Raw genomic sequence first — 15326 nt, forward strand, 5'->3', positions numbered from 1 at the left:
CTGAGGGGAGAGGGAGCAACAGCCTGTCGTCATGGCAGGCGGCGCTGGCGCATCCGGTCGCTTCGTTCAACGCCCCAAATATCACCAAAACAGATTTCAACATCCCATCAAGGAGACATCACATGGCAAACCAACGCAACGTCGGCTTTATCGGCCTGGGCATCATGGGCGCACCGATGGCGGGCCACCTGCGCGCGGCCGGCCACACGCTGTTCGTGCATGACGTCAACCCCGCTCCGCAAGTGCTGGTCGATGCCGGCGTCACGGTCTGCACCAGTGCCGAGGAAGTCGCCAAGCGCGCGGACATCATCGTGATCATGGTGCCGGACACCCCGCACGTGGAAGCCGTGCTGTTCGCCGAGAAGGGCGTGGCCGCCGCGCTCAAGAGCGCGGGCAAGGAAGCCGCGCACGGCAAGATCGTGGTCGACATGAGCTCGATCTCGCCGATCGCCACCAAGGACTTCGCCGCACGCGTCAACAAGCTGGGCGCCGCTTACCTGGACGCACCGGTCTCCGGCGGCGAAGTGGGCGCCAAGGCCGCATCGCTGACCATCATGGTCGGCGGACCGCAAGAATCGTTCGACGAGGTCAAGCCGCTGTTCGACCTGATGGGCAAGAACGTGACGCTGGTCGGCGGCAACGGCGACGGCCAGACCACCAAGGTGGCCAACCAGATCATCGTGGCGCTGAATATCCAGGCCGTGTCCGAAGCGCTGCTGTTCGCCTCCAAGGCGGGCGCGGATCCGGCGCGCGTGCGCCAGGCGCTGATGGGCGGCTTCGCGGCTTCGCGCATCCTGGAAGTGCACGGCGAGCGCATGGTCAAGCGTACCTTCGATCCGGGCTTTCGCATCGAGCTGCACCAGAAGGACCTGAACCTGGCGCTGCAAGGCGCGAAGGCGCTGGGCGTGGCACTGCCCAACACCGCCACCGCGCAGGAGCTGTTCAACACCTGCGCCGCCAATGGCCTGGGCAAGCAAGACCACTCGGCACTGTGCCGCGCCATCGAGATCATGTCGAACCATGAGATCGCCAAGGGCGGCGCCAAGTAAGCAGCACCATCACGGCCTGCCTGCATAGGCAGGCCAGCGTCATTCCCCGGCCGTTCGCGGCCGGGGCGCAGCACTTCCGGATCCAGTCATGTACGCCACCGATTCCCACTCCACCCTGTTGGTGCCTGCCCGCCCCGCCGGACTCACCGATCCGCGCGCCCTGCTGCGCGACCTGTTCGATACCGCGGTTGCCGCGGTCAGCGCCAGCCATTGCCTGCCGCCGCAACTGCCCACGCCGCCCAAGGGCCGCACGGTGGTGATCGGTGCCGGCAAGGCCGCCGCCGCCATGGCGCAGGCTGTGGAGGCGCACTGGCAAGGCGAGATCTCCGGACTGGTTGTTACGCGCTATGGACATGGCGCGCCGTGCCAGCGCATCGAGGTAGTGGAAGCCGCGCACCCGGTGCCCGACGAAGCCGGGCAGCGCGCCGCGCAGCGCATGGTGGAACTGGTCAAGGGCCTCACCGCCGATGACCTGGTGCTGTGCCTGATCTCCGGCGGCGGCTCCGCGCTGCTGGCCGCACCGGCCGACGGCTTAACGCTTGCCGACAAGCAGGCCGTGAACAAAGCGCTGCTAAAGAGCGGCGCCAACATCGGCGAGATGAACTGCGTGCGCAAGCACCTGTCGGCCCTCAAGGGCGGCCGGCTGGCATTGCACTGCGCGCCGGCCCGCGTCGAGACACTGTTGATTTCCGATATCCCCGGTGACGATCCCACGTTGATCGCCAGCGGCCCGACCCTGCCCGACGCCACCACCTGCGCCGACGCGCTGGCGGTGATCGCGAAGTACGGCATCGAAGTGCCCGCCAATGTGCGCGCCCAACTGGAGAGCGGCGCGGGCGAAACGCCCAAGCCCGGCGATGCGCGTTTCAACGGCCATCGCAGCGTCACGCTCGCCACCGCGCAGCAATCGCTGGAAGCCGCGGCAGCGCGTGCGCGCGAGCTGGGCGTTGAAGCCCACATCCTGTCCGACAGCATCGAAGGCGAGTCGCGCGACGTGGCACTGGTGCATGCCGCCATCGCGCGCCAGGTCGCGCAGCATGGTCAGCCGTTCAGGAAGCCCTGCGTGATCCTGTCCGGTGGCGAGACCACGGTGACGGTGCGCGGCAGCGGCCGCGGCGGGCGCAATGCCGAATTTCTGCTGGCGCTCGCGGTCGCACTGGACGGGCTGCCGGGCGTGCATGCCATTGCCTGCGACACCGACGGCATCGACGGCTCCGAAGACAACGCCGGCGCGCTGCTAGCGCCCGATACGCTGACCCGTGCCGCGGCACGCGGACTGTCCGCACGCGCGCACCTCGGCAACAACGACGGCTACGGTTTCTTCGCCGGCCTGGACGACCTGATCGTCACCGGCCCGACCCGTACCAACGTGAATGATTTCCGCGCCATCCTGATTGTGTAAGTGTGTAAGCCACGTGTTTGAACAAAGGCGCGCCGTTTGCTGCGCGCCGCCCGAGATTGGAAGAGGAGACAAAATGAGACGCCAGCGCAAAGCCAAGATCGTTGCCACGCTCGGACCGGCCAGCACCGACATCGAAGTGATCCGACAGTTGTTCGAAGCCGGGGCGGATGTATTCCGCCTGAACTTCAGCCACGGCTCGCACGACGACCACAAGCGCCGCTACGACGCGGTGCGCCAGGTGGAGGCCGAGACCGGCCGGCCCATCGCCGTGCTGGCCGACCTGCAAGGCCCCAAGCTGCGCATCGGCACCTTTGCCGCGGGCAAGGTCGCGCTCAAGGCCGGCGACGCGTTCGTGCTCGACAGCGATCCCAGCCCGGGCGACGCCACCCGCGTGCACCTGCCGCATCCGGAGCTGTTCCGCGTGGCCGCGCCGGGCCAGTCGCTGCTGATCGACGACGGCAAGGTGCAGTTGAGGATCGAGGCGGTGGCCAGCGGCAGCATTGCCACGCGCGTGGTCAACCACGGCACGCTGTCCGACCGCAAGGGCGTGAACGTGCCCGACGCCGTGATCCCGATCCCCGCGCTGACCGAGAAAGACCGCAAGGATCTCGACTTCGCGCTGGCGCTGGGCGCGGACTGGATCGCGCTGTCGTTCGTGCAGCGCCCGGCCGACATCGTGGAAGCGCGCGAGATCATCGGCACCCGTGCCGGCGTGCTGTCCAAGATCGAGAAGCCCGCCGCGCTGCAGCAGCTCGAAGAAATCGTGCGCGTGTCTGACGCGGTGATGGTGGCGCGCGGCGACCTGGGCGTGGAACTGCCGCCGGAGCGCGTGCCGGGTGTGCAAAAGCGCATCCTGCGCATCTGCCGCCAGCACGGCAAGCCCATCGTGATCGCCACGCAGATGCTGGAATCGATGATCGATTCGCCGGTGCCCACGCGCGCCGAGGCGTCCGATGTGGCGAGCGCGATCTATGACGGTGCCGATGCGGTGATGCTGTCGGCCGAGTCGGCCAACGGCCGCCACCCGGTGCCGGCGGTGGCCATCATGAACCGCATCATCACCGAGGTGGAACGCGACCCGCTGTACCGCAACCTGCTGGACGCGGGCCACGAAGCGCCGCTGTCCACGCGCCAGGATGCGATCTGCGCAGCGCTGCGCGAAGTCACGCAGATCATCGGCGCGGTGGCCACCGTCACCTACACCTCGTCGGGCTCCACCGCGCTGCGCGCGGCGCGCGAGCGGCCGTGCGCGCCCATCGTCAGCATCACGCCGAACCTGGAGATCGCGCGGCGGCTGGCGCTTGCCTGGGGCGTGCATTCCACCGTCAGTCCGGATGTGCAAAGCGTGGACGAGATGGTGAATGCCGCCACCCGCGCCGCGCTGGTCGAAGGCTATGCGGTACCCGGCGACCAGATCACGATCGCGGCGGGCATGCCGTTTGGCCAGGGCGGCACCACCAACCTGCTGCGCGTGGCTGAGATCAGCGGCGCGGAGCCGGGCAAGACGCAGGCGCTGGGTGCTGCCAGCACGACGCCAGCGGTTACCGCCTGATACACCCCACGCATGGGCCGGCGGCATTGCCGTTGCTATACTGATCGACACGCCGCGGCCAACTGTTTGCCGCGGCGATCAACCAGTAATGCGGAGCCACCATGCGTCTCGACGACGAAGCCGAAAGCCAGAATGTTGAAGACCGCCGGGGTGAAGGTTCCGGCGGTTTCGGCGGCTTCGGCGCGGGGCCCAAGACGCTCGGCATCGGCACCATCCTGGTGGCGCTGGCAGCGTCTTATTTCTTTGGCATCGACCCCTCCGTGATCATGCAGGGCGCCTCGGTGCTGCAGGGCTCGCAGCAGCACGCGCCGCAACAGCAGCATGTGCCCAGCCATCCCCCCGCCAACGACAAGATGACGGTCTTCGTGCGCAAGGTGCTCGGCAACACGGAGCGCACCTGGTCGCATATTTTCGAGACCGATCTCAACCGCCGCTATGCGCCGCCCACGCTGGTGATCTTCTCGGGCGCCACGCCCACCGCCTGCGGCAGCGGCCAGTCGGCCATGGGGCCGTTCTATTGCCCGGGCGACCAGAAGGTCTACATCGACCTGGCCTTCTACGATGAATTGCGCCAGCGCTTCGGGGCCGGCGGCGATTTTGCCCAGGCCTACGTGATTGCCCACGAGATCGGCCACCATGTGCAGAACCTGCTCGGCGTGTCGGGCAAGGTCGACGCCGCGCGCCGGCGCATGGGCGAGGCGCAGGCCAACCAGCTGTCGGTGCGCGTGGAGCTGCAGGCGGATTGCCTGGCCGGCGTGTGGGCCGCCACCGCGGAACGCATGAACCAGCAACTGCTGGAGCCCGGCGATATCGAGGAAGGCCTCAAGGCCGCCGCCGCCATCGGCGACGACCGCCTGCAAAAGCAAGCCCAGGGCTATGTCGTGCCGGAAGCGTTCACCCACGGCACCAGCGAGCAACGTACGCGCTGGTTGCGCCAGGGCCTGACCAGCGGCGACATCCGCAAGTGCGACACCTTCGCGGCCAAGCAACTCTGATTCATCCACCCATATTGCTGCGCTGCGCCGGGGTCCCGGGCAGCGTTCCCCTCGCTTGAGGGGCCATGGTTTGTGCCGAATTCGCCATGTGAACGTTGTTCACAAAGTGAGCCGTGTTTATAATCGCGGCCATGTCCGCCACCCGCCCAACGCAATCCAGCCTGTCGGCCCCGCCCGCGAATGCACCCGCTACAGCAGCACCCGCCACGCCGCTTGCCGCACGTGCCGGCGCGTCCGTTGTGCGGGCCGGCGGCGCCGCGCTGCGGCGCGAAAACGTGCGCGAAGCCTTTTTCAATGCCGCCCGCGCCTTGTTTGCCGAGGCGGGATTCAGCGGCGTCACGCTGCGCCGCATCGGCGAGCGCTGCGGCTATAGCGCGGCCGCCATCTACCGGCATTTCGAAGACAAGACCGCGCTGCTGTTCGAGCTGTGCGCGCAGGACTGGGTACGCCTGGCCGCAGCGCTGGCCGACGCGCGCGCCGCCGCCGGCACGCCTGCACTGGCGCTGCCGGCCGTGCTCGATGCCTATGTGGCATGGGCCCTGGCCAACCGCCACAGCTATCACCTGATGATGATGATGGGCCTGCCGGCTGACGCCGAGCGCGCGATCGACCTGCGCTGGGGCGAGCGTTTCCCGGAAGACCCGGTAAGCACCGTGCTGCTGGCGTGCGTGCATGACCAGCAGGCCGCCGCGCTGATCGATGCCATGTACGACCCCGGCGATGTCACCGACGCGCTATGGACTGCTGTGCATGGGTTGGCGGCGCTCGACATCACCTTCGAGCACCTGCCGCGCGAGGACTGGCAGCCCCTGGCGCATCGCCAGCAGGTGCTGCTCGCGGCGGTTCTGCGCGGCTTCACCAGACCGTCCCGCTAGAGCGGCGGCCAAACACACTTCCCCCACAGCGTTTCTGCCACGCTGCCCGGCGCGCTTCGCATCTCGCGTTTCGTCTTGCCTGCGCGCCGGATCCATTCCACTGCGCCTGCGCGGCGGCTAGTTGCCGCGCAGGCGCAAATTAATCCAAAAGTGCCATGGCGTCCTTCTTTCTTCGCCGGCCCGCGTTCGCGTGGGTTATTGCCATCCTCACCATGGTGGCGGGCTTGATCGCCCTCACCCGTATTCCCATCGCGCAGTATCCAGCGGTGGCGCCGCCCACCGTGATCGTCTACGCCGACTATCCCGGCGCATCGGCGCGCACCGTGGAAGACGCGGTGACCGCGGTGCTGGAGCAGCAGATGCACGGCATTCCCGGCCTGCTCTACCTGGATGCCAGCAGCGAGGGCGGCGCCGCCACCATCACGCTGGGCTTTCGCCAGGGCACCGATGCGCAACTGGCGCAGGTCAACGTGCGCAACCGCGTCATGCAGGCCGAGCCGCTGTTGCCGGAGGCGGTGCGCCGCGGCGGCATCTTTGTGGACCAGGCCGGCAGCAGTCCCTTCATGTATGTCTCGCTGGTGTCGGGGAACAGCCAGCTCGATGAAACCGCGCTCGGCGATTTTGCCGCCGCCTCGGTGCTGCCGATGCTGCGCCGCCTGCCCGGCATCGGCAAGGCGGAGCCCTATGGGTCCGAGTACGCGCTGCGCATCTGGTTCGACCCCGACAAGCTCAACGCCTACGGCCTCACGGCCGCGGATGTCGAGCAGGCCATCAAGGCGCGCAACGGCGACGTCACCCCGGGCCAGCTCGGCGGCGCGCCGGCGGTGCCGGGCCAGCCCTACCAGGCGCTGGTGCGCCCGCCCCGGCCGCTCGCCGAGCCGGAAGCCTTCGGCCAGATCGTGGTGCGCGCCGGCGGCGACGCCTCGCTGGTACGGCTGCGCGACGTGGCGCGGGTGGAGCTGGGCGCGAGCGACTACCGCTACAGCTCGCGCCACGACGGCCGGGTGGCAGCCTCCATCGGCCTCAAGCTGGCGGACGGCGCCAACGTGCTCGCCACCTCGCGCGCGGTGCGCGCCGCGCTGGACGAAGCCGCGCGCGGCTTCCCCGCGGGCATGCGCTACGAGATCTCGTCCGACAACGCGCAGTTCGTCGAGCGCTCGATCTGGCGCGTGCTGACCACGCTGGGCGAAGCTACGGCGCTGGTCTTCCTGATCCTCTACCTGTTCCTCGGCAACCTGCGCGCCACGCTAATCCCGGTGATCGTGGTGCCGGTCTCGCTGCTTGGCACGGTTGCCTGCCTGTACGCGCTTGGCCTGTCGCTCAACGTGATCACGCTGTTCGGTGTGGTGCTGGCGATCGGCATCCTGGTCGACGACGCCATCGTGGTGGTGGAAAACGTCGAGCGGATCATGCGCGAGGACGGCGTGGACGCCATGGAGGCGGCGACCCGCTCGATGCGCGAAGTGTCCGGCGCGCTGGTAGCGGTCACGCTGGTGCTGTGCGCGGTGTTCGTGCCGATGGCGTTCCTGGGCAGCGCGGTGGGCGTGATCTACCGGCACTTCGCCATCACGCTGGCGATTTCCATCGCCTTCTCGCTGTTCTTCGCGCTCTCGCTGGCGCCGGCCATGTGCGCCAGCCTGCTGCGCCATGCGGCGCATCCGCAGCGCGGCCCGCTGGCCTGGTTCGAGCGCGGCTTCACGGCGTTCACCGCGCGCTATGCCGGCTGGGTGCTGGCGCTGCAGCGGCGCCGACTGCGCTGGCTGGGCATCTACCTGGCGCTGGCGGTGGCCGGCGGTGTGCTGATGTGGCAGATCCCCGCCGGCTTCCTGCCGGAGGAGGACACCGGCGAACTGGTGATCGATATGGAGCTGCCGGCCGGCGCCACGCAGGAAGACACACGCGCCACCGTCGCGGCGCTGGAGACCTGGCTGGAAGCGGGCAAGTATCCCGTGCGCTCGACCTTTGCCGTGCTGGGCTGGAGCAATTCCGGCAGCGGCGAGCAACGTGCCAGCATGTACCTGGCGCTGCGGGACTGGTCGGAGCGCGGCGCCGACGAACGCGCGCACGCCGTGCTGGCCAGGCTCCAGGCCGGGCTGGAAGCCTGGCCTGGCCGGGGACAGGCGCAGCTGTACGCGTACAACGGCGCGGCCCTGCCCGAGCTGGGCAGCACCGGCGGGCTAGACATGCGGCTGGTGGCGCAGGCCGGTTCCGGGCGCGAAGCGCTGTTTGCGGCGCGCGACAAGCTGCTTGCCGCCGTCGAGGATGAGCCGTCGCTGGGCGAGGTGCGCGCCACCACCGCCCAGCCCGCGCCGGCGCTCGACCTGCACATCGACTACGAGCGCGCGCGCAGCTTTGGCGTGGAGCCGGAGGCCATCCACCATGCGCTGTCCGCCACGCTGGGCTCGCGCTATATCGACGAAGTGGCGCGCGAAGGCCGTATCCGCCGGGTGATCCTGCAAGCGGACGCGCCCTACCGGATGGACCCGGCCAAGCTGTCCCGCGTGCATGTGCGCAATGCGCGCGGCGGCATGGTATCGCTGGGCGCTTTCGCCGAACTGGTCTGGGGCAAGGGCGAAGCCACGCTGGAGCGGTTCAACGGGCTCACCTCGGTGCGCATCAACGCCGAAGTGGCGCCGGGCCACAGCACCGGCACGGCGATGGAACGCCTCACGACCAGGGTGCGCGACCTGGGCGGCGCCTACGACGTGCGCTGGACCGGACGCGCCTTCGAGCAGCAGCAAAGCGGTGCGCAGGCGCCGTGGCTGTTCGCCTTGTCGATGTTGTTCATCTTCTTGTGCCTGGTGGCGCTCTACGAAAACTGGACCCTGCCGCTGGCGGTGCTGCTGATCGTGCCAGCGGGCCTCGTCGGCGCGCTGGTGGCGATCTGGCTGCGCGGCATGCCGAATGACGTCTACTTCAAGGTGGGCGGGGTGGTGATCATGGGGCTGGCGGCCAAGAACGCCATCCTGGTGGTGGAATACGCCGAGCAGTTGCGCCGGGGCGGCATGGACCTGCTGGACGCCGCCGGCCAGGCCGCCCGCCAGCGGCTGCGCCCGGTGGTGATGACCTCGCTGGCCTTTATCCTCGGCGTGGTGCCGCTGGCGATCAGCACCGGGCCGGGCGCGGCCGCGCAGCGCGCGGTCGGCACGGGGGTGCTGGGCGGCATGCTGGGCGCCACCGTGATCGGCTCGCTGGCGGTGCCGCTGCTCTATGTCCTGATCGGGCGCAGGCGTGCCGGGCGCGAACGGGAATGACAAGGCGCGTGCCGGCCAGTGGCGTTCAGGATGGTCGGGGGTCGGGGTGGAGGGTGCTGCGAGACTGCCGGAGGAAAAACGAAAGGCAGCTAAGGCGGGGGGCGGCGGGTAAAAATCACCCACCCGGCGGGAGAGAGAAGGAGGAGGAGGTCAGCCGGGCAGGTGGGAGATAAAACGGGGAAGCAAATGTGGTACCCAAGCGGCCACCGAAGTGGCCGTCAGGTAACACGGGGTCGGATCAGACCCGGTAGCCGTACAGCGAGCCGTCGCCGCTGCGCGAGTTGTCCAGCGAACTGGCAGCGATCTCGCCACTGAAAGCGGCGCGGGCACCGTCCGTGAACGTATCGAACTTGCCAGCCTTGGCGCCGTCGGTGTACGGATCGAACTTGCCTTGGCGTGCGCCGTCGGTGAACGTATCGAACTTGCCGGCCTTCGCGCCATCGGTGAACGTGTCGAACTTGCCGGCGCGCAACGCATCGGCGTACACGTCGAACTTGCCGACCTTGCTGTTGGCGGGCGCCGCCAGTGCCGCGGCCGACGAGGCCACCATCAGCACTGCGAGAGCGCTGCCAAGGATGCGTTTGGCATTCATTTGGGACTCCTTCAACTGATTGTGTAATTCTTGTTTTTAATTTGCTGTACTAGCTGCCCCGGCAAATCTATGTTGCGCTGCAGGCACGGACTGAAGATTAGTGGCTCGGCGGGCAAGGAGAAATACCACTGCGACGAATGGTGCGTTGCGAGTCGTGAAACGCTGGAAAGTCGGACGAACGGCGCGGCTTGGCCGCTGGATGGCGTGCCGGGGGGACGTGCGAGGGGGCGCGGCGGGTGGCCGAAGCGATGCCTGATGGCCCGCCAGCCCAGGCCAGAGGCCGGTCCGCCGGCGCAGAGCCTGCTCGCGGGCTAGCGGTTGGCCGGGTGCGCGGCGCTGATGAGCGCGCGCCGGGACGCCGCGATCGGCGCCCGGGATAAGCCTGGAATAAGCTCGAAAATGCCGAAAAAGTGCCGGATAAGTTTTTGACCAGGCCTTAGACGGTGTACTGGCCGTTGGCCTCGGGCTGGAAAGACAGCTCCACCACGGTGACGCTTTGTTCACGTCCGTCCGGCAGGCGGTAGCTCACGGTCTGCCCGGCGCGCGCGCCCAGCAGCACACGGCCAATCGGCGACAGGACCGACAGGCGGCCTTCCTCGAAATCGGCGGTATCCGGATAGACCAGCGTCCAGCGGCGCGGCGCGGCCTCGCCCTCCAGCGCGCAGAGCAGGCTGGAGTTCATGGTGACCACATCCTTGGGAATGGCCTCGGCCGGTACGATGGCAGCGCGCTCGAGGATGCTGTCGAGCATTTCTGCCAGGGGCGCGGCGCCGGAGCGGCCCGCGATGCGCTCCAGACGGGTCACGTCGAGCTCGGTCAGGTAAAGGGTCGGTTGTTGTTTGGACGATGCCGTCATGATGAATCCTCGCTAAGTGGCGATGCGGCGACCCGGAACAGGCTGGAGCGATCCGTCAGGGATCGGCTCCTGGCGTTACCAGGTCAAGAAATAAGGTGGGCCGTTACCGGCGGTCAGAACCGGCTGGAAAACCGCGAACAGGGAGTGACTAGGCCCGGTTCAGCGTTTGCCTGCGTTGGGGGGAACGTCAGGCTGGGAACCGGGCAGGATCAAGCGGTACGCTGATCCGGCGGCAGGCGATCGCCTGTTTGGCTTGTGCGCGCGGCGCCTGGACTGCGCGCGCGGTCGCGCCGGCCTGCCCGATAGGGGCAAGCTCGACAGCAATCGGCGACAGGCAGCAAAGCGTCATTGGGTGCGGCAGCAATTGGATGGAAATTCGGGAAAGCGCGCCACGCGGTGAAACTGACGAGAGCAATGGCTCACTCAAAGGCTTCGTCGCGGACTCGGCCCGCCGCTTTTTTCACCAGCTTGGTGCGCGGCAGGTAAAGGGATCGTAGCATAGCCGGCACCTTCAGGCACCGGGGCGCAACCCTTAGGCGTGGCTCGCCGGATGCGGATGGCACTCGCAGGCGGCGCCGGCGGCGGCCTGCTGCAGGTTCTGCAGGATGCCGCATTCGCTGGCCGGATGGGGCTGGTCGCAAGTATGGCGAAGTGCCCGCAACTGCCCTTCCAGCGCCTCCAGCGCCACGCGCTGGGCGTGGATCTGCTCGATCTGGCGATCCAGCAGGCTGTTGATATCGTCGCAGGCAAGTGTCGGATCGCGCTCGAAGTCGCGCAGCCGGCGCACATCGGACAGGCTCATGCCGAGGGAGCGGCAGTGCCGCACGAAGTTCAGCTGCAGCAGATGGCCGTCGCCGTAGCGGCGATAGCCGTTTTCCTCGCGCTGGGGCGCGTCGAGCAACCCTTCGCGCTCGTAATAGCGGATGGTTTCCACGTCGCAACTGCTGTGCTTTGCAAGCTCACCGATACGCATCCCGACTCCAGGCCAGACCTGACTTCCGCAAATACCCTGTAGTAATTACGGGGTTGCTTGCCAGTGTAGACCATCGCGGCAAACCTTGCCAGCTTCTCAGCCCGGCGCCGGGCCCCGGGCCTGGTCGCGCAGCGTGAGCGTGCGCGGCACGAAGGCCGTGCGCATGACTTCCACCGCCAGCTCGGGCCGGGCGGCGCCGCACATGAACACATCCACGGCGGCAAAGCCGTACTCGGGCCAGGTATGGATGCTGATGTGCGACTCCTTGAGCAGCAGCACCCCGGTCACGCCCAGCCCCGGCCCGAAATGCCGGAAGCGCGCATCGACCACGGTGGCGCCGGCGGCCTGCGCCGCCTGGTAAAGCACGCGCTCGACCAGCGCGGCATCGGCCAGCAGATTGCTCGCCACGCCTTGCAGATCGGCAAGCAAGTGGTGGCCGAGCACGGCCGGGCACGGCAGGACAGGCGCGTTCATGGCAGCCTGCTCATTTGTGGCCGCCGCCGGAGGACCAGCCGCTGGCGCCGGAAGAACCACCGCTCCAGCCACGCGAGCTCGCGTATCCGGACGAGCCGGAGCCGGTGGCTTCGCCAAGATTGAAGAAGGTCGTGCCGAACAGCACGATGATGCCGTAGACGAGATAAAGCAGGCGCACGCTGACTCAATCCTTTCCGGCCCAGCGCTGGACCAGCCAGATCGGCACCCATAGCAACAGGAAGCCGATGACGATAGTGAACCAGCCCCGATCGGTGACGAGCGCCACCGGGACGTTGAGGATGGCGAGGAGGATGGCGTAGACCTTGGCGCTCTTGCGGCAAAAGGCGAGGTCGGCGCTATTGCCCGAAGCCGGCACGCGCGCTGCCTGCGGGGCGCGGGCGGCCTCGGCCAGCCCCGGGCTGGACTTGAACCACTGCGCCAGCTGCGCCCGCGCCACGGTGGTGGACAAGGTCCAGACGATCTCCGTGTCGGAGGTCTCGCGCGTGAGCCGGCGCGCCGGCTTGCCGAATTCGGTCAGGCGCGTGGTGTCGCCCACCTTGACCCGCCAGTTGAAGGTGCCGGCCGCGTACAGCACCTTGCTCTCGTAGTCGTAGCCCTGCTGGAAGGTCTGGCCCTGGTAGCTTGCGGCCGTGCCGGAGACCATGCGCGGCCAGGTATCCAGCACCTCGACCCGGTCCCAGCCGCTGTCCTGCTCCACCAGCCACATCAGGCCGCGCTGCTCGTTGAACAGCAGGTACTCGACCCAGGTGGAGGCTTGTTCCTCGTCGTTGTCGGTGCACTGCATCAGGCCCAGCACCGTGTACGGCTTGCCGTCGATGCTGCCGATATCGCCCGGCGACAAGCTGGTCTTGAGCGCATCGAGCTCGCGCTGCTTTTCCAGCACCAGCGCGGTGGAGGTGGAGCAATCGATCTCGCTGTGGCAACTCGGGCAGACCACAAAGCTGGCCACGCCCGCGCGGTAGGCGATCGGGCCGCCGCAGCCCGGGCAGGCCAGCGGCACGGCCTTGCCGCGGTAACGGTCGGCGGTGCCGGCGATCTGGTCGGCCTCGCGCAGCAACTGGCATTTGAGCTGGTCGAGCGTGACCGGCTGGCCGGTATAGATGGCGGGCGGATCGCCGTCGGCGTAGTCGAGCGTGAGGAAACGGCCTTCGTCGCGGAAGTCCGCTACCTGCGCGGTCCAGCCCGCGCCCACCGCGAACGGCAGCTCGCCCTGCCCGCCGGTGCAGCGCGCGCTGCGCACGTCGCTGGCGAGGTAGCGATGCTTGTCGAAGTACAGGGGCGTGCCTGGCGTGAGCTGCGCATAGCTGGGAAGCGATACGCCGTTAAGCTGTGCGGCGGACTGTTCCGCCGTGACGCGCCGGGTCAGCATGTACTGGCCGGAGGCGTCCGCCAGCCAGCCGTCGCTGCCGTCGTCGAACAGCAGGTACCACTCGTTCCACAGGCCGGAGTCGTAGCGCAGCTGAATGCGGCCGACCAGGGTGAAGCCCTGGCCGTCCCACTGGCCCGAGGTGTGGAGCTGCAGCAGGGTGTAGTCCTCCAGCACGGTGGACATCTTGCCGATGTCCTTGACGGTGTCGGCGTCCTTGAGCAGCGTACTGTGGCAAAACTCGCACACCACCATCACCGCGGCGGACGAGCGGAAGGCCGTCGGCGCGCCGCAGCTTGGGCAGTTGATTTCTTGCATGCTTAAGGGATAAGGGTGCGCTCAGCCGATCAGTTTCTTGAGGATCTCGGCCTTGGCGGTGTCGAACTCAGCCTGGGAGATCAGGCTCTTGTCGAGCAGGTCCTTGAGCTTTTGCAGGCGCGCGGCGGGATCGTCGGCGGGTGCTGTGGCCGGCGCCGCTGCCACGGCGGGTGCAGGTGCGGGTGCGGCAGGCTGGACGCCCGCGGCGGCGCCCAGCCCGCCCGCCATCGCCTGGCCCATCACCGCGCCGGCCGCCAGGCTGGCGCCAAGTCCGGCCACGCCGCCCTCGTTCTGCGCGGCCAGCGGGATCGAGGTGGCGACCTGGTACTGCGTGAACTTCGCCATATCGCCCATCATGCCCATGGAGATGCGAGTGTCGATGGCCTTTTGCAGTTCTTCCGGCAGCGACACATTGGTCACCGCGAAATTGTCCAGCGCCACGCCATAGCGCTCGAACTCGGGCACCAGCTTGTCGCGGATGGTCTGCGACATCAGCGCCTGGTTGGCGGCCATGTCCAGGAAAGGCACCGAGGCGCCGCCCAGCGTGGCGGTCATGGTGGCGATCAGCAGGTTGCGCAACTGCTCTTCCACCTCGTCGCGGGTGTACTCGGCGCGCGTGCCGCTGATCTCGGTATAGAACCTGGCGGCGTCTGCCACCTTGTACGAATACAGGCCGAAGGCGCGCAGCCGCACCATGCCGAAATCGGCGTCGCGGATGGTAATCGGCTGGGCGGTGCCCCACTTGCGGCCGATCTGCAGGCGCGTGCTGAAGAAATACACATCCGACTTGAAGGGCGACTCGAACAGCTTGTCCCAGTTCTTCAGGTAGGTCAGCACCGGCAGCGTCTGCGTGGTGAGCTTGTGCATGCCGGGCCCGAACACGTCGGCGATCTTGCCTTCGTTGACGAACACCGCCATCTGCGACTCGCGCACGGTCAGGCTGCCGCCGTACTGGATTTCCATATCCTCCATCGGATAGCGCCAGGCCAGCACGCCGTCGGTGTCCTCCGTCCATTGGAGGATGTCGATAAACTGCTTCTTGATGAACGATCCGATGCTCATGGCAACCCCCAGGTTCTCAGCGTTGTTCCAGCATGTTCAGTCCAATCAGGACAGGCAGGCGGCGTTGATCGCGCCCACCGTCACCGAGATGGCGCCCATCAGGCCGCCCATGCCGATATTGTTCGATTCGATCGCTGCGTCCATGTCGGGCAGCGCGCGCGCCAGGCCCGCATAGGCCAGCGCCTGCACCAGCATCGCACCCACCGACCACACCAGGAACATAAGGAAGGTGTCGTTGTGCTGGATGCTGGACGACAGCGTAAAGCAAAATCCGATCATCGCCCCCGACAGCGAAAGCGCCGCCGCGAGGTTGCCCTGGCGGATCAGCGCAAACTCGCGAAAGGGCGTGATCCTGGTGTAGACTCCGACGAACACTGCCAGCAAGGCAAGGCCGGCCAGCAGGTGCAGCACGTAGGCGTAGATGGCTTGCATCTTGGTTGTTCTCCGGCTGGTTCTACGACGGTGTTCCGGGCTGCGGCAACAGTAAGCGGTGAAGCCATATTGGCAATATCAGCATTGTTGGCAGTTAGCGCCCAA

The 15326-nt window shown here is 67.6% G+C and carries 14 protein-coding genes; 6 read left to right on the top strand and 8 right to left on the bottom strand.

What is annotated here, in order from left to right; all coding sequences use genetic code 11:
• The first annotated feature begins 122 nt into the window (after positions 1-122).
• From glxR to ACYP5B_RS23355, 6 genes are all read left to right on the top strand, one after another.
• A complete protein-coding gene (gene glxR, locus ACYP5B_RS23330; RefSeq protein ID WP_318231795.1) occupies positions 123-1049 on the top strand; it encodes a 2-hydroxy-3-oxopropionate reductase in 927 nt (308 codons plus the stop codon).
• Between the two features lie 88 nt (positions 1050-1137).
• Positions 1138-2451 carry a glycerate kinase type-2 family protein gene (locus ACYP5B_RS23335; protein WP_459571239.1) on the top strand — a complete coding sequence of 438 codons (1314 nt, stop codon included), beginning with the start codon at positions 1138-1140 and terminating at the stop codon, positions 2449-2451.
• A gap of 73 nt (positions 2452-2524) precedes the next feature.
• Positions 2525-4003: a pyruvate kinase gene (pyk, locus tag ACYP5B_RS23340; protein ID WP_267604710.1), complete on the top strand. Its 1479-nt coding sequence runs from the start codon at positions 2525-2527 to the stop codon at positions 4001-4003.
• A 101-nt stretch (positions 4004-4104) separates the two neighbouring features.
• On the top strand, positions 4105-4998 hold the full coding sequence (gene ypfJ, locus ACYP5B_RS23345; RefSeq protein WP_400099797.1) for a KPN_02809 family neutral zinc metallopeptidase: 894 nt from the start codon (positions 4105-4107) through the stop codon (positions 4996-4998).
• Positions 4999-5129: 131 nt separating this feature from the next.
• The gene (locus ACYP5B_RS23350) at positions 5130-5873 is read left to right on the top strand and encodes a TetR/AcrR family transcriptional regulator (protein ID WP_459571240.1); all 744 of its coding nucleotides are present in this window, start codon (positions 5130-5132) and stop codon (positions 5871-5873) included.
• A 155-nt stretch (positions 5874-6028) separates the two neighbouring features.
• Positions 6029-9127, top strand: a complete 3099-nt coding sequence (locus tag ACYP5B_RS23355; protein ID WP_459571241.1) for an efflux RND transporter permease subunit — start codon at positions 6029-6031, stop codon at positions 9125-9127.
• Positions 9128-9365: 238 nt separating this feature from the next.
• On the opposite strand, the gene ACYP5B_RS23360 is transcribed toward ACYP5B_RS23355, so the two are convergent.
• From ACYP5B_RS23360 to ACYP5B_RS23395, 8 genes are all read right to left on the bottom strand, one after another.
• Positions 9366-9719: a hypothetical protein gene (locus ACYP5B_RS23360; RefSeq protein ID WP_267604713.1), complete on the bottom strand. Its 354-nt coding sequence runs from the start codon at positions 9717-9719 to the stop codon at positions 9366-9368.
• Positions 9720-10155: 436 nt separating this feature from the next.
• On the bottom strand, positions 10156-10575 hold the full coding sequence (rnk, locus tag ACYP5B_RS23365) for a nucleoside diphosphate kinase regulator (RefSeq protein ID WP_459571243.1): 420 nt from the start codon (positions 10573-10575) through the stop codon (positions 10156-10158).
• 532 nt (positions 10576-11107) lie between these two features.
• On the bottom strand, positions 11108-11548 hold the full coding sequence (locus ACYP5B_RS23370; RefSeq protein WP_318231801.1) for a Cd(II)/Pb(II)-responsive transcriptional regulator: 441 nt from the start codon (positions 11546-11548) through the stop codon (positions 11108-11110).
• 96 nt (positions 11549-11644) lie between these two features.
• Positions 11645-12022, bottom strand: coding sequence for an adenosylmethionine decarboxylase (gene speD, locus ACYP5B_RS23375; protein ID WP_400099805.1), 378 nt, complete (start codon positions 12020-12022; stop codon positions 11645-11647).
• Positions 12023-12032: 10 nt separating this feature from the next.
• Positions 12033-12200, bottom strand: a complete 168-nt coding sequence (locus ACYP5B_RS23380) for a hypothetical protein (RefSeq protein WP_267604716.1) — start codon at positions 12198-12200, stop codon at positions 12033-12035.
• A 6-nt stretch (positions 12201-12206) separates the two neighbouring features.
• A complete protein-coding gene (locus ACYP5B_RS23385) occupies positions 12207-13727 on the bottom strand; it encodes a DUF4178 domain-containing protein (RefSeq protein WP_459571245.1) in 1521 nt (506 codons plus the stop codon).
• Between the two features lie 21 nt (positions 13728-13748).
• A complete protein-coding gene (locus tag ACYP5B_RS23390; protein ID WP_459571246.1) occupies positions 13749-14789 on the bottom strand; it encodes an SPFH domain-containing protein in 1041 nt (346 codons plus the stop codon).
• Between the two features lie 45 nt (positions 14790-14834).
• Positions 14835-15221, bottom strand: coding sequence for a DUF350 domain-containing protein (locus ACYP5B_RS23395; protein WP_400091776.1), 387 nt, complete (start codon positions 15219-15221; stop codon positions 14835-14837).
• Positions 15222-15326 lie beyond the last annotated feature (105 nt).

Source organism: Cupriavidus sp. 8B, assembly GCF_054589115.1.

Coding starts and splice junctions, on each gene's coding strand:
- rnk (WP_459571243.1), bottom strand. CDS start 10,575: ATGACGGCATCGTCCAAACAACAACCGACCCTTTACCTGACCGAGCTC.
- ACYP5B_RS23355 (WP_459571241.1), top strand. CDS start 6,029: ATGGCGTCCTTCTTTCTTCGCCGGCCCGCGTTCGCGTGGGTTATTGCC.
- ACYP5B_RS23335 (WP_459571239.1), top strand. CDS start 1,138: ATGTACGCCACCGATTCCCACTCCACCCTGTTGGTGCCTGCCCGCCCC.
- speD (WP_400099805.1), bottom strand. CDS start 12,022: ATGAACGCGCCTGTCCTGCCGTGCCCGGCCGTGCTCGGCCACCACTTG.
- ACYP5B_RS23370 (WP_318231801.1), bottom strand. CDS start 11,548: ATGCGTATCGGTGAGCTTGCAAAGCACAGCAGTTGCGACGTGGAAACC.
- ACYP5B_RS23385 (WP_459571245.1), bottom strand. CDS start 13,727: ATGCAAGAAATCAACTGCCCAAGCTGCGGCGCGCCGACGGCCTTCCGC.
- pyk (WP_267604710.1), top strand. CDS start 2,525: ATGAGACGCCAGCGCAAAGCCAAGATCGTTGCCACGCTCGGACCGGCC.
- ypfJ (WP_400099797.1), top strand. CDS start 4,105: ATGCGTCTCGACGACGAAGCCGAAAGCCAGAATGTTGAAGACCGCCGG.
- glxR (WP_318231795.1), top strand. CDS start 123: ATGGCAAACCAACGCAACGTCGGCTTTATCGGCCTGGGCATCATGGGC.
- ACYP5B_RS23390 (WP_459571246.1), bottom strand. CDS start 14,789: ATGAGCATCGGATCGTTCATCAAGAAGCAGTTTATCGACATCCTCCAA.
- ACYP5B_RS23350 (WP_459571240.1), top strand. CDS start 5,130: ATGTCCGCCACCCGCCCAACGCAATCCAGCCTGTCGGCCCCGCCCGCG.
- ACYP5B_RS23360 (WP_267604713.1), bottom strand. CDS start 9,719: ATGAATGCCAAACGCATCCTTGGCAGCGCTCTCGCAGTGCTGATGGTG.
- ACYP5B_RS23395 (WP_400091776.1), bottom strand. CDS start 15,221: ATGCAAGCCATCTACGCCTACGTGCTGCACCTGCTGGCCGGCCTTGCC.